We start from the raw sequence: 14,326 nt of genomic DNA, 5'->3' as shown, positions 1-14,326 counted from the left end.
TCACAATGCTTCTACAGTCTTAATCCTGGAAAAATCTCTTACAATGCTACCCATGATGTGGATGGCGCTCTTATAGTTTTCACGTTGTATGTAAAATTCAAGCTCGCGAAATTTCTTCGCCAACAAAACATCTTGCAAACACAATTGGTCAGCATTGAAGTTTCGCATATTGCGTACGCGATCCAGGACCTCTTCCAGCGACTGGATTGGCATCCACTTGGGCGTATTTGCCCCAATTGGCTCCAGGGTCCACTCTCCCCATGTCATGATGTAATACTCACCCTGGTCCCTAACCACATTCTCCATGTTTAACTTGGGGTTATAAATAAAAAGAGGAATCCTAGATACCCTTTCGCAAACGTCCGGCCAAAGATCAATAAACTTATTATAAGTATCTTTCTCTTTCTGGTGGTCCAGTGCAACAGTGATCCTTGCCAACACATCAAGGGTCAGCCTGTTTGCCAATGTGGCTCGTGATGTGTGAAAAGCTCTCACTAATTCTTGTGGTGGTTCAGCGCTCCAGCAGTGTTCCAAAAGCTGTGGGCCAGCACTCTTCCATTCTCTGGAGGAAATCGAGTTCCCATATTGATAGATATTGCAACGGAACGGGCCTCTCGAATAAGAAGCTAACAAAGCAGGGGCCTTTAGCTCCATACGTGAAATATATTTGAAAAGAAATTCTTCATGCTCTACCAAATGCAACTGGCCTAACGGGAATACCATTTGCTGGAGTCTACTTTTCTCCCCTTCAATCTTACCGGTGAGATGAAACAGGAAAATTTTTCCTAGAGACGAGTCCTGCCATTCTGACTCCATGTCATCCATTTCGATACCCTGTGAGCGAAGTTCTTGAGCGGCATTGGTCTCACGGGCAGATTTTTCGAATAAGACACGAACTGCTTTATTGACAGTACGTTCCTGTGATTTGATTGTATGATCTCGGAAGATCATTGGATTGATCTGTGGCTTTTTCTTCCACAAGGCAGAAATCGTATTAACAGATCCAGACACAGCACTAAATAACTGGCGCAACAACAGGATGGAAAGAATGGCAAATAGAAGATTTCCATCCTGCCCTATTAGAAAAGGAACGAGAAGAACAAAGAAAGCAGCGAGAAAATTAAGAGATGAGCATACAGTAAGGAATGAAGATAGATCCCTGACCAAAACACGATATAACCCCTGAGGGTGAACACTATCCCCCGTACTCACGACTATTGCAGCCAAGCCATACTGAACCAGAAATAAAGCGACAATGACAGAAAACAGCAATGGATTGATGATGCCCAGCAGCAACAGCATCGCAACAGCCATCACACCATCTGCAATGACACCACCGAACCGGGAGAAATAACCTTGTGTCTCCTCTCTTGCTCGACTTGCAACAGCAATTTCATTGGCGCCTTGCAGTACCTCCGCGCTCCCTGCCTCTGCCAACTGCTTGGTACACCGCTCCATTACCAGCGTTAGAATGAAGAAGCCGATTGCTCCGGCAGACAACCCGATAATCCATGGCCCCTTATCATCTGGCTCGAGAAAAAACCTGAAATAACGGGGCACTCCATCAGAACCGGCAAGAAGGATGACCTTCAAAGGCAAAAAAGCAGCAAGGATAGAGGCAAACCGTTCGATGGCTATCGACAAGATTAACGCCAAGGTGGTCCATGGCCGTACAGTGAAAAATGCTCGATTAACTTGAAAAATCCATTTAACAGATTGCCATGTAACACTCATTAACTTCATGACCAGTATCAAGCCTCTTTTGCAGCACGCAAAGACCCCATCACGCTGGCAAACGGATGCTCCAAACCGACCTCTTGATAGAAACGTAGGCTCAAGTCATATAAGGAGTCATCACGAAACACTTCTGAAAGTAATGACTTATCTTCCAATTCCTCCCAACGGCTTTCAAGCGAATCAACGGAAGCCTGATACCCATCACGATCTTGAAAGAAGGTATTACCACCTCCTCCAAAACGTGAAAGCGAACGTGACCACTCAGCGCCTGACAAACCAAGCTCTTTTGCCAGGGTTTGTCGATAATCAGCACTGCGAATAAACTGGTTATAAGAAACCATATATACTTCAGCACCAAAAATATCTTGAACGTCTCTGGAAGACTCACCTAAAAAAAGGCGAGCATGCTCCATCCATGCGCGCTTTTGTCCAGCAAACTGTTTTATCTTTTCGGGCTTTTTCTCAACCACCTTGAGAAAACTGGCAAACGCATTGACAGGATCGCGGATAAAAACAATCAGCCGGCGTGTGCGTTCACTCTTTAAAAGAAGCTCCTGTTCCGCCATAAAGGCATTACTCGACAAAACACTTCTCAATGGTTGGTTTTCGTAACTAAGTATTACATTGTCATACCGCTCAACTTTTTCGGAGCTAATCAACTTGTGCTCTTTATAACGGTGTGAGTCAATCTCACCGCCTTTCCCTTCTTCTCTTGCCTCCAGGAATTTTACCTGCACCTCGTCTTTTCGCAGTGGCAGATTATTCAGATACAGATAGCTACTATCAAGGTTATTACAAATCCACTCGATGAAGGCATGGTGTCCGCTTCTTTTTGTTGCCACTACTGTGATCGCTTGTCCGTTACTCATCAAACAATTCCTTGAAGCTAATATAAAAAATGAAAAAACTTAAAGGCAAGTGGGAAATTTCACTTTTACCGTCTCAAACGGCACATCATCAAGCTTTGAGACTTTACGCACGGTACGCTTTGCACTATCAGAGTGCTCGTGAACCGTGCGGATATAGGCAGGTTGGCGTGAATCCAGTATCACTGGTACGCGACGATCAATCTTGGTGTGATTGCCTAACTGAAAAATCTGCTTGGCTTCACCAGTTTTCTTTGTAAGCTGCTGTTTATCATGTATCGAAGCAAGACCAAGCGCCACATTGGGCTGGTAATACTGCTTGAAACGCGTGTAGCCTTCACCATTATGAAGTCCCGCGTATCCTGACGCGAATGATACGGCAAAATTCCTGAATCGAGGGGCTAAGTACGGCGATAGCCGCGCAAAGTAGTCGTTTGCCAGAGCATCATCATCATCTAAACGTAATGTTGCATATACCGGTGTATCGACACGTGCTTTCAAACACTCCATCACCGCCGCGCCCATACCAGGATTCTCGGGGGGTAATGCCTTGATCTCCATCCAATCACGTGATGCATTGAGTTGCTCAAGGAATGCTCTATTTTCTTTCGGCAACTCGGTGGAAGTGAGCACCAATAGAGTAAACCAATCCTTGCTTAGCTCAACACTTTGACTATCCAAGGAAGCCAGAGTCACCTCCGAGAACAAACGCTGGTGAAGCGCAAGGCGACCCGGATCGAAAAGCTTGCGCTGGTATTCGTCCAAATCTTGACTGAATGTTTCCCAGCCTCCACCTTGCGTATAACTCAGAATGCTATAACGAACAATTCCTACACAATAAGCGTTCACTTAGGCTCCACCGTCGTACTTGAAACACCGAAAGTTGTAGTCTCACCGTTACACACCAACTCTCTCATCAGTTGACTGCGGCACCTACACTTCACCCAATTCCTCGCCAGCTCTTGCTGGCGCTGATAGCTTGTAGCATCGTTCCATAGCTTGTCGACCGTAGGCCATACTACTGCAGCGTCGGCATACACGGCCGCTTCTTCAAGCAAGGGGCTGAATTCCGGCGAAGCGATAACTACCTGACCGACCGCCATCGCCTCGTATAAGGCGAGGCCTGCAGCCTCAAGCCCTTCTTCACCCGGGTAGTAAAGGAAAAAATCCAGTTCGGGATGTTCAGTGCCAATACCAGCCGCTTCCCGATCCATCAAGCGAGGGTCGACCTCCCAGTTGGCTGGAAGTCGGCCAACCGCATGGTCAAGCTCCTTCGGTAAACCAACAAGCCGCACTTTGCAAGGCTTGTCGGCGCAGTAAGCCTGGCGTAGCTCCTCAGGCATGTCAGGCCAAGTGCTGCCGCCCATACTCAAGCTGAAGCGCCCGACAACCGGCTGACGAGCTTCTCGCTGCGGAGCCTTTGCCTCGAATAGATGATCGGGCACCAAGCCAGGCAGAATGAAGTCCGCCACGGCGACGAAGGTTTCATCCGCCTCCATTAGGGCCTTGTCCCGGCTGGAGATGGGCAACCATTCGGGAGCAGCGATACCAAAGGCGGTGGCGACATGCTTACTGACAATCTCGGGGTCATATTCAACGGCATCCGGAAAGCCACTACCCTCAGTATGTCCGGTGGCGATCAGCACTCGAGCGGCTTGCCACCCCGGCACCGCATCCAACAGATGCCGCGCTACCATGGCATCTGCCACAATCGCAGTTTGAGTGACCAGCTTGTCTTCCGCTGCGATGATATCGATTTTGCCCTCGGCAGCCAACGCTTGATAGCGCTCCCGTATGGGCCGCATCGCGGGTTTTTCATAACGCCGCCAATGGAACAGCGCCACCCGCAGCCCCTCAGCAATAGCGGCCTCGACGATGCTCTGTACATACTGGCCTACACCCACTCGCATGGTGAAATCCGCCACTACCAGCAGATCATAATCGCGCGGCTCTGGCCGCTTGCTAAGCAGATTCGGCGGTGCCGGAAAACACCTCTTGTTTTCTCCTGGCATGATCGCCAGCTCAGCCTTGGAGGCGTGCATGTGCCACCAGCGCTGCGTCTCACGGTATACCCGGCGCGTGCCATAGAATATGGTCTTGACGTGGGTAGGCCCGGTTTGCGTCAGTGAATCCTCCTGGCTCAACGAGAACGACAGGGGCACCTCAGGGTGCACGACACTCACTGCCTGCTTCCCGTAGGCGACCTGAAGCCGCCAGATAAACTCGGTGTCCGCCGCAGCACGTACCTTGTCCCAAGCCCCGATCTCATCCACCAACGAACGCCGGAACATCAACGACGACTCATTCTGCCGCTGCAGGTTGGCACTGGGTATCACCCCCACACGCGTCACATACAGGTTGCGTGACACCCGGCACCAGGAACTCATCGTGGCGACCAGCTCGGCATTTGCCAGCATGGCCTCTACCTGCGCCTCGATCTTCTGCGGATGGGACCAGTCATCGGCGTCATGGACCGTGATGAACTCCCCACTAGCACTCTGCAGCGCCGTGAGGCGCGCGCCATAAGCACCGGTGTTTATCTGGTGCTTGATGGGGCGAATGCGGCTATCTAGCGCGGCGAAGCGCTGAAGCACCTGCCAGGTGTCATCGGTGCTGCAATCATCGACCGGGATGATCTCCAGGTTTTGCCAGGTTTGCTGAAGCAAGCCTCGCAGGGCTTTCTCGATGGTGGTGGCAGAATTGTACGCAGGCATCAACACGCTCACCTTCGGCCCTTCACCCCGGTTTCCTGGTCTGGCGCTTGGGGCGGCGAGATTGTCGATCGCAATCGGCCTTCCTGGATCAAGCCGCTCCACTGAGGCAAACCCATATTCCGTCAGCGCCCGATTGATCCACTCAAGGCGTTCATCGGCGTCGGGCGCAGCATAGCCATAGGTATTGGCATAGGCCAGGCAGTAATCCGGCTGCCAACCCTCCACCCCGGCCACCAGCTCAAGCACTGACCGAGCTTCCTGCTCGCGCCCCAAGTGGTTAAGGCAATCCGCCTCCAGTATCACCTGCCCCTTGTTCCAGGCTTCCGCCGGCCGCACTGAGCGCATCAGCAACGCATAATACAGTCCCTTCTCATACTCATCATGTGCTGTATGCCACCTTGCCAGCACCCAGCAAGCTTCAGAGCGAAATAGAACGGAGGCTGCGCGCGAACAGGTAATGCGCTCGAGCTCCGGGAGTGCATAACGCGAATAGCCGGCCCAAAGCTGATGTTCCAACTCCTTGGGACGGCGAATGGGCTCCGCCGACGCAACGGAGACATGCAGCAAAACCTCTGGCTTCAGACCTGCTTGCAGCACAGGAACAGGCTCTGCCGTTGTCCTGCGCACGACGCGCCGAGCTAACAGCAAACCAGAAACAGCAGGTCGCAACAAAGGCCACACACGACTACCCATGACCCAGGTCAGCACTTTTTCCAGTTGATTCAGCTGAGTGAATAGCATAATTGGCTTCTGATTCCTGTGTGTAATCTTAGATCGCCTAAATTTTATAGCTTAAACAGTCAGTTAACTCTTTCAGCAGAGAAGATGCCAAACGCTCACGCTCTTCAATGAGGATTCGAGGCGTATTGAAAAGGTCTGCAAGCATCATCTGAGAATCTGCATAATACCTCAAGAACTCCTTATCAAATATTAACTGATCAACAGCCACTGCCGCTTCGCTTGCTGGCAAATCATATATATTGACCCAACTGTCACAGGGAACAATTCCATGCACGGAATGCTGACGATCAGCATAATAGATTGGGACAGCGCCAACAGCAAAAGCGTCAAAAAACTTTTCGGACACATAATGATGCTGATGAGTATTTTCTAACGCAGAAACAAACCGACAACGAAAATCAAGCGCAAGAAGCTTTTCCAAATGCCAATCTTCGGAATCCTGACGGACAACTCCCTCTTGCCAGCCAGTTCCTTGTCTTAGCACCTCACCTTTACAATAGAGATCAGCTAACTCAGTGCGATAGGCGGAAAGCCCATAGACAGATTGCTTATCATAACGAACCGAATATCGTGGTTGAGTTCGCTTTCTCGCCATGAAGACAGCTTGCAGAGATGCGTTCTGAAAATGCTTGGCCCACGCAGTAATACTTAAACGAGCGTTACGAGAAAACCGATAAGAGTACCTAGAATAAAAATAGTATTCAGCTAACAAATAATAGGGAATTCTAGAGAACTGGAAGATGGGCGATGTATGATGGTTCAAATATATAAAAGATAGCTCATTATCAGCATGGGCGAGGCATTGGTGTCTATTCATGAAATTAACACCCCATACCGTGTCCCAGAATGGCTCTTCAGAAAGCAGAACGACAGTCTTCTCTTTATTGTCCTGAAGATAATCTATCAGTTTTCCTGCATTATCGCTAACATCCTCGGGATGGGCAAAAAGAAGAATGTCCGCGGCATCAGGGGAGTTGACAATGTTTACATGGTCAGTGAGCAGTCCATATATTGAAGCATACGCCAACGGTTGGCGCCGTATGCGATGTGCCTGACCCATTGGGTAAACATTAATCAAGCTACCGAACTCCCAATCGACGCTCTCCCATAATGGTCATGATAGCGAACAATATCATCTTCACCCAAGTATGAACCTGATTGGACCTCAATCAGCTCCAACGGTATTTTCCCAGGATTTTCAAGAGAATGAATTTGACCAATGGGAATATAAGTCGATTCATTTTCCGCAACTAGATAGGTCTCTTCCCCATTGGATACCTTGGCCGTACCACTAACAACGATCCAATGTTCAGCACGATGATGGTGCATCTGCACAGAAAGCTTCGCACCAGGTTTTACTGTAATGCGCTTTACTTGGTAGCGAGCACCAGCATCCACTGAATCATAAACACCCCAAGGACGATAGACTTCCCGCCCATTCAAATGCTCGCTTCGACCATCCAGTTTTAGTTTTTCAACAATCTTTTTGACACTTTGCACATCATTTTTATGAGCTACCAGCACCGCATCCTTTGTTTCCACAATCATCAGATTTTCGACACCGACGGTAGCAATCATGCGATATTCTGCATGGACAAGTGAGTTGCGCGTATTTTCTGCAACCACATCGCCAATGAAAGCGTTGCCAACATCATCTTTTCCACTGACATCCCACAGGGCAGACCAAGAGCCAATATCACTCCAGCCGGCATCTAATGCCACCATGGCCGCCAAGCTGGTTTTTTCCATCACTGCGTAATCAATAGAATCTCCAGGACATGCTGTGAACTCCTCAGCCCCTACCCTTATGAAATGAAGGTCCTGCTCTGAGTTACTCAAAGCTCCTTGGCAGGCCTTGAGTATTTCAGGTTGGAATTTCTCTAGCTCTTCCAAGTAGCGGCTGGCACGAAACATGAACATGCCGCTATTCCAGAAGTACTCTCCACTTTCGAGGTAACCCCGTGCCGTTTCTACATCAGGCTTTTCCACGAACTGTTTGACAGCATAGCCGCCACTTTCCAGCATCGTCCCACGTTGAATGTAGCCATAACCAGTTTCTGGCTGGTCAGGTACAATGCCGAACGTTACCAGATGCCCCGCTTCAGCCATAGGCAAAGCTTGACGTATGCTTCCCTCGAATGCCTCGGTATTTTCAATAAAGTGATCCGCTGCAAGCACAAGCAGGACGGGGTCATTTCCGTGAGCTTTCGCATGAAGAGCTGCCAAAGCAATGGCAGGCGCCGTATTGCGCCCGATCGGCTCAAGCAAAATTTGCGCATCCTCATGGCCTGCCTGGCGCAACTGCTCGGCCGCCAAGAAACGGTGCTCTTCATTGCAAATCAATAGTGGCGCTTCATGCGATAGCCCATCAAGGCGTCGAAGAGTCGCCTGGAGCATAGATTCACTGCCAGCAAGACACAGAAACTGTTTCGGGTTCAATTGACGGGACAATGGCCAAAGACGCGATCCGGAACCACCGGCCATGACTACAGGTAAGAACATACGCCACTTCCTTCTTGAATAATCTTTCCCTACGGAATCTTCAACGCTTGGTCAAATCTAGGACATAGTCTTTCGTATAGGAATGAACATGCTCAGAAAAAAGAGTCTGCTCCAATGATAACCATTGATAATCAACGTGTTGCTCACACGGCAGCTGATTATCAGTAGGAGACCAACACAATTGGTATGCAAGCACTACATAGTGCGTCTGGATGTTATTCCCGACAGCACTATCTGCATAGTGATGCTCGTAGACCCCCAAGAATTCCGCCTCACTCCTTTGCTTACTTATCATCAACTCTTCTTGACATATCCTGGAAAAAGCAGCATCCAGAGTTTCCCTTTTGCGTATACGCCCGCCTGGAACAAACCAGAACCCCAACGCTGGCCGATTCGAGCGCAATCCAAGCAATATCTTACCTTGATCATCCCTTAGAACAAGATCTATCGATACCAGCGGCGTACAGTTAATGATGTTACTGAAGTCATCTCGTGAAAGAAACACACCTAACTCCGAAAATTCTCTTGATGCGCCAAGAACCACTGGTAGGTATCTCGCAAGCCATCTTCCAGACCAATAGTAGATTCCCACCCTAAGCTTTGCAGACGAGATACATCCATGAGCTTGCGCGCCGTACCATCCGGCTTGCTGGTATCAAAGCTCAACTTGCCCTGAAACCTCGTCACCTTAGCCACGGTTTCCGCCAATTCACGAATGGTACAATCCGTTCCGGTACCTACATTTATGTGCGATAGCATGGGCTGGACGTTAGCCTGATAAGTGGTGGTATCCAATTCCATCACATGTACGCTGGCGGCAGCCATGTCATCAACATGCAAAAACTCACGCATGGGTTTTCCGCTCCCCCATACCACCACTTCGTTATCGCCTTGCCGCGTGGCTTCATGAAAGCGGCGCAGAAGTGCCGGTATCACATGGCTGTTTTCCGGGTGGAAGTTATCGTTAGGGCCGTAGAGATTTGTGGGCATTACACTGCGGTAATCACGGCCATACTGGCGGTTGTAGCTTTCACATAATTTTATGCCGGCGATCTTGGCAATAGCATAAGGCTCGTTGGTGGGTTCAAGAGTGCCCGTCAACAATGCCTCTTCACGCATGGGCTGCTCGGCATGCTTGGGGTAAATGCACGATGAGCCCAGGAAAAGTAGCTTCTGCACACCGGCCAGGTGCGCCGCATGGATGATATTGGCCTCGATCATAAGGTTCTGATAGATGAACTCAGCGGGGTATTCATTATTGGCGTGAATCCCCCCTACTTTAGCCGCCGCCAGGTAGACCAGATCGACCTCGCTCTCACGAAACCAGGCCTGCACCGCTGCTTGATCTGTCAAATCCAGCTCACAGCGAGACGCCGTGAGAATCTGTACCCCACCTTGCCGTTTCAGCTGACGTACAATGGCCGAGCCGACCATGCCACGGTGTCCAGCCACGAAGATACGAAGCGGTTGGCTAGCCGACATTTTCAGTTCTCCACCGAGATCGACACATGATGGCCATTGGCCTTGAGGAAAGCATGGCGCTGGGCGACCTTGAGGTCTTCCGTCACCATTTCGGCACACATTGCCTCGGTCGTGATTTCTGGCTCCCAACCAAGCTTGTGCTTGGCCTGGGAGGGATCCCCCAGCAGGGTTTCCACTTCCGCGGGACGGAAGTAGCGTGGATCCACGCGCACGATCACATCCCCCCGCTTCACGGCGGGTGCTTTATCGCCGCTTACAGAATCCACCACGGCCTTCTCTTCCACACCCACACCTTCAAAACGTAGTGTGATACCCAGCTCAACTGCAGACCATTCGATGAACTGGCGCACCGAGTACTGCGTCCCGGTGGCGATCACGAAATCTTCAGGGTGATCTTGCTGTAGCATCATCCATTGCATACGCACATAGTCCTTGGCATGGCCCCAGTCACGCAACGCATCCATATTGCCCATATAAAGGCAATCTTCCAGCCCTTGGGCGATATTAGCCAGGCCACGCGTAATCTTGCGGGTGACGAAGGTTTCGCCACGTCGTGGCGACTCGTGATTGAATAGAATGCCGTTGCAGGCATACATGCCATATGCCTCACGGTAGTTGACCGTGATCCAATAGGCATACAGCTTGGCTACCGCATAAGGAGAACGCGGGTAGAACGGCGTGGTCTCTTTCTGAGGGGTCTCTTGTACCAAGCCATACAGTTCCGAGGTTGAGGCCTGATAGAAACGAGTCTTCTTCTCTAATCCGCAAATACGAATGGCCTCCAGAAGGCGTAGCGTACCCATGGCATCAACATCCGCTGTGTACTCCGGCGACTCGAACGACACCGCTACGTGCGACTGAGCACCGAGGTTATACACCTCGTCCGGCTGCACTTCCTGGATGATACGGATCAGGTTGGTGGAATCCGTCAAATCGCCATAGTGCAGCACAAAGTGCTGGTTTTCCACATGCGGGTCTTCATAGATATGATCGACGCGCTGAGTATTGAACAAGGAACCACGGCGTTTTATGCCGTGGACTTGGTAGCCTTTTCCTAATAAAAATTCGGCAAGATAGGAGCCATCTTGGCCAGTAACCCCAGTGATTAGTGCTTTTTTCATTTTTTCAACCTTAAATCAACAAAATATCAAGCTTTAAAAATGGTATTACCCAATCTTATTGGCATCCTGCAGTTTGAGAACGCCCTTCAAAGCACTATTTGCATCCACAACCAACAGAGCCGTTACACTAGCCTTGAGCATAATATTCTCTGCATCAGAAAACATTTCAGTTTCGCTAATGGTCAGCGGTTTTCGTGTCATCACACTGGATGCAGTCAGACCATCAAGTCCATCATGATTAAACAGGGCCCGGCGCAAATCTCCGTCTGTAATCACCCCACTGATCAAGCCCTTTTCGACGACAACTGCTAGCCCGAGCTCCCCCATCGTAATCTTCATGATGACTTCCTTGATGCAGTCCGAGGGACAGCAAATCGGTACCTCCGCATGCATGACATCCTTGACCCGCGTCAGCAGCCTGCGCCCCAGGCTGCCACCGGGATGGAATGCGGCGAAATCCTGTGGCTGGAAGTTGCGCTGCTCGATCAACGCCACCGCCAATGCATCTCCCATGGCCAATGTCACGGTAGTCGAGGTGGTGGGTGCTAGATTATTGGGGCATGCTTCACGCTCAACTGAGACATCGAGCACCAAGTCAGCGTTACGGCCCAACGTTGACCTGGGATTGCCCACTACAGCAATTGTTTTAATCGCAAAATGGCGCAGCGACGGAATCAGCCGAATCACTTCCTCGGTTTCCCCGCTATAGGAGATCAGGATGGCCACATCCTGACGTGTAAACATGCCCAGGTCACCGTGATAGGCCTCAGCCGGATGCACCGCGAAACTGGGTGTTCCCGTGGAAGCCAGTGTGGCTGCAATCTTGTTGCCGATGATGCCCGACTTCCCCATACCCGAAACGATAACCCGCCCAGGGGTATCCAAGATCATGCCCACCGCCTGATCGAATGATTCCCCCAGCCGGCTGGCCGCGCTCTGCAACGCACTGGCCTGAACCTCGAACACCCGCCTACCGACCTCGATACTCGACATCTCTGCAACCCTAATTAACGAAACTACTTTATTGCACAGCAGACTGCGCTACGCCTTGAAAACCATTAGCGGACTCGAATACGGATGCCTTACCCTGAACTTCGAGAATCACATCGGCGAGCTCACGTAGTGCCCCGTGGCCTCCAGCCAAGGTCAGAACACCGGAAGCTTGACGCTTCACATAATCCGGTGCATCGGCCACGGCATAAGAATGGCCGCAAACAGCGAAGGCGGGAAGGTCAATGGAGTCATCGCCGATGCAGGCCGTTTGTTCTGCTGTCACTCCTGCCTGTTCCATCAGGGCACGACAAGCCGCCTCCTTGTCTTTGACGCCGAACTGGTGAAGCGTCACCCCCAGATCGCTGACGCGCTTGCGCAACGTGGCAGAATCACGCCCTGAAAGCACCGCCACACGAATGCCACTCTCTTCCAACAGCCGTATTCCCAAACCATCGCGAACGTGGAAACGCTTTAAGCACTCGCCCGTCGAGTCGTAGTAAAGGCCGCCATCGGTCAGCACTCCATCCACATCGGTGATCAACAGTTTGACCTTAGCGAGTGGAGACACAGGCGCATAGGGTTGGCCAGAGAGAAGTGCGCGCACCTTCTCCAAGCACTCCGGGGTATCCACGCCGGGCCCAGTAGGCAACACTTCAAATGCCTGTATACGTATCCCAGCTGAGAGTAAGCGAAGCTGCTCCAACTGCTCGGTCTGTTCCAGCATGGAGTCCGGCAGCGTGGCGTACTGCTCCAATACTCGCCGCCGATAGGCATACACGCCGACATGCTTATTGAAGCCGGGGTGCTTTTCGCCATCACGCGGGTAAGGAATGGGAGAACGGCTGAAATAAAGCGCATTACCTTGATAGCCCAACACCACCTTCACTGCATTGGGGTTCTGCGCCTCTTCTGGTTCAATGGCGTGGTATAGTGTCCCTACATCAGTGGCCTCATCTGCCAGCATACCCTGTGCCAAAAGCTCGATATCTTCAGGCCTTACCAAGGGTTCATCTCCTTGCAGGTTGATGTATACCTCCGCATCCACATGCTCCATCACCTCAACGAGCCGATCCGTACCGGACGAGTGATCAGGAGACGTCAAGCTGACCTCACCGCCAAAGCTTTTGACTACCTCGACGATACGCGTGTCATCTGTGGCAACGACCACACGGCTGGCGGAAGGTACTTGCAGCGCTTTCTCGTAGACCCATTGCACCATGGGCCTGCCTAGCAGATCCGCTAAGGGTTTACCTGGTAAGCGGCTAGAGCTATAACGGGCAGGAATTATCAAAGCGATGTGTTGAGGTTTAGACACACGGGCTCCTTAGCCGATCTCAAGTTTTGGCTTAGATTTCACCACATCATCGATGGCCTTGACCTGAGAGAGGAACGGTTCAAGTAGGTGCATTGGCAAGGCGCTTGGGCCATCACACTTGGCATTGTCCGGGTCGGGGTGCGCTTCCAGGAACAGGCCAGCAATGCCCACAGCCATACCCGCGCGCGCCAACTCCAGAACCTGCTTGCGGCGTCCACCAGAAGCTGCTCCAAAAGGGTCACGCTGCTGAAGCGCGTGGGTCACATCGAAGATAATTGGCAAGTCGCCGCAGGTCTCCCTCATCACCCCAAAGCCGAGCATATCGACAACTACGTTATCGTAACCAAAGCAGGTACCACGGTCGCAGAGCATCAACTGATCATTGCCGGCTTCTTTAAACTTATCGACGATATGCACCATCTGGCCTGGACTGAGGAACTGGGGCTTTTTAATGTTGATCGGTTTACCGGTTTTCGCCATAGCCACGACCAGATCTGTCTGTCGGGCTAAAAAAGCAGGAAGTTGCAATACATCAACCACTTCAGCCACGGGTGCAGCTTGCCAGGGTTCGTGGACATCAGTAATCACCTGCACCCCAAACTCTCTCTTCACGTCTTCGAAAATCCGAAGGCCTTCTTCCAGTCCAGGGCCACGGTAAGAATGAATTGACGTGCGATTGGCTTTATCAAAGCTTGCCTTAAAAATATAAGGTATTTTTAATTTTTGTGTGACACGAATGTATTCCTCGCAAGATTGGAAGACCAAATCCTTAGACTCTATGACATTAATTCCACCCACCAAAGTAAATGGAGAATAATTTCCAATGCTTTTAAACTTTCCCATAAGTTCTCCAAA

Annotated in this window: 12 protein-coding genes; all 12 read right to left on the bottom strand. The window is 50.8% G+C overall.

What is annotated here, in order from left to right; genetic code table 11:
* Genes ACFOEV_RS19460 through kdsA form a run of 12 tightly spaced genes read right to left on the bottom strand, consistent with a single transcriptional unit; the run spans position 1 to position 14,314 of the window.
* Positions 1-1,743 carry a hypothetical protein gene (locus ACFOEV_RS19460; RefSeq protein WP_386776555.1) on the bottom strand — a complete coding sequence of 581 codons (1,743 nt, stop codon included), beginning with the start codon at positions 1,741-1,743 and terminating at the stop codon, positions 1-3.
* A gap of 8 nt (positions 1,744-1,751) precedes the next feature.
* The gene (locus ACFOEV_RS19455; RefSeq protein ID WP_386776554.1) at positions 1,752-2,606 is read right to left on the bottom strand and encodes a hypothetical protein; all 855 of its coding nucleotides are present in this window, start codon (positions 2,604-2,606) and stop codon (positions 1,752-1,754) included.
* A 39-nt stretch (positions 2,607-2,645) separates the two neighbouring features.
* On the bottom strand, positions 2,646-3,452 hold the full coding sequence (locus tag ACFOEV_RS19450; RefSeq protein ID WP_386776553.1) for a glycosyltransferase: 807 nt from the start codon (positions 3,450-3,452) through the stop codon (positions 2,646-2,648).
* On the bottom strand, positions 3,449-6,058 hold the full coding sequence (locus tag ACFOEV_RS19445; RefSeq protein WP_386776552.1) for a glycosyltransferase family 2 protein: 2,610 nt from the start codon (positions 6,056-6,058) through the stop codon (positions 3,449-3,451). Before ACFOEV_RS19445 ends, ACFOEV_RS19450 begins: the two co-directional genes overlap by 4 nt.
* Positions 6,059-6,095: 37 nt before the next feature.
* On the bottom strand, positions 6,096-7,136 hold the full coding sequence (locus tag ACFOEV_RS19440; RefSeq protein ID WP_386776551.1) for a glycosyltransferase family 10 domain-containing protein: 1,041 nt from the start codon (positions 7,134-7,136) through the stop codon (positions 6,096-6,098).
* Positions 7,133-8,560, bottom strand: a complete 1,428-nt coding sequence (locus ACFOEV_RS19435; protein WP_386776550.1) for a mannose-1-phosphate guanylyltransferase/mannose-6-phosphate isomerase — start codon at positions 8,558-8,560, stop codon at positions 7,133-7,135. Before ACFOEV_RS19435 ends, ACFOEV_RS19440 begins: the two co-directional genes overlap by 4 nt.
* Before the next feature lie 40 nt (positions 8,561-8,600).
* Positions 8,601-9,065 carry a GDP-mannose mannosyl hydrolase gene (locus ACFOEV_RS19430; protein WP_386776549.1) on the bottom strand — a complete coding sequence of 155 codons (465 nt, stop codon included), beginning with the start codon at positions 9,063-9,065 and terminating at the stop codon, positions 8,601-8,603.
* Positions 9,066-9,067: 2 nt separating this feature from the next.
* On the bottom strand, positions 9,068-10,042 hold the full coding sequence (fcl, locus tag ACFOEV_RS19425; protein WP_386776548.1) for a GDP-L-fucose synthase: 975 nt from the start codon (positions 10,040-10,042) through the stop codon (positions 9,068-9,070).
* A 2-nt stretch (positions 10,043-10,044) separates the two neighbouring features.
* Positions 10,045-11,163, bottom strand: a complete 1,119-nt coding sequence (gene gmd / locus ACFOEV_RS19420; RefSeq protein ID WP_386776547.1) for a GDP-mannose 4,6-dehydratase — start codon at positions 11,161-11,163, stop codon at positions 10,045-10,047.
* Between the two features lie 45 nt (positions 11,164-11,208).
* Positions 11,209-12,156 carry a KpsF/GutQ family sugar-phosphate isomerase gene (locus ACFOEV_RS19415; protein ID WP_386776546.1) on the bottom strand — a complete coding sequence of 316 codons (948 nt, stop codon included), beginning with the start codon at positions 12,154-12,156 and terminating at the stop codon, positions 11,209-11,211.
* A gap of 28 nt (positions 12,157-12,184) precedes the next feature.
* The gene (gene kdsB, locus ACFOEV_RS19410; RefSeq protein ID WP_386776545.1) at positions 12,185-13,471 is read right to left on the bottom strand and encodes a 3-deoxy-manno-octulosonate cytidylyltransferase; all 1,287 of its coding nucleotides are present in this window, start codon (positions 13,469-13,471) and stop codon (positions 12,185-12,187) included.
* 9 nt (positions 13,472-13,480) lie between these two features.
* Positions 13,481-14,314 carry a 3-deoxy-8-phosphooctulonate synthase gene (kdsA, locus tag ACFOEV_RS19405; RefSeq protein WP_386776576.1) on the bottom strand — a complete coding sequence of 278 codons (834 nt, stop codon included), beginning with the start codon at positions 14,312-14,314 and terminating at the stop codon, positions 13,481-13,483.
* Between the last annotated feature and the right edge of the window lie 12 nt (positions 14,315-14,326).

The organism is Litchfieldella rifensis, from assembly GCF_042646605.1.
Taxonomy (GTDB): domain Bacteria; phylum Pseudomonadota; class Gammaproteobacteria; order Pseudomonadales; family Halomonadaceae; genus Litchfieldella; species Litchfieldella rifensis.
This window is presented reverse-complemented; position numbering and strand designations above follow the sequence as displayed.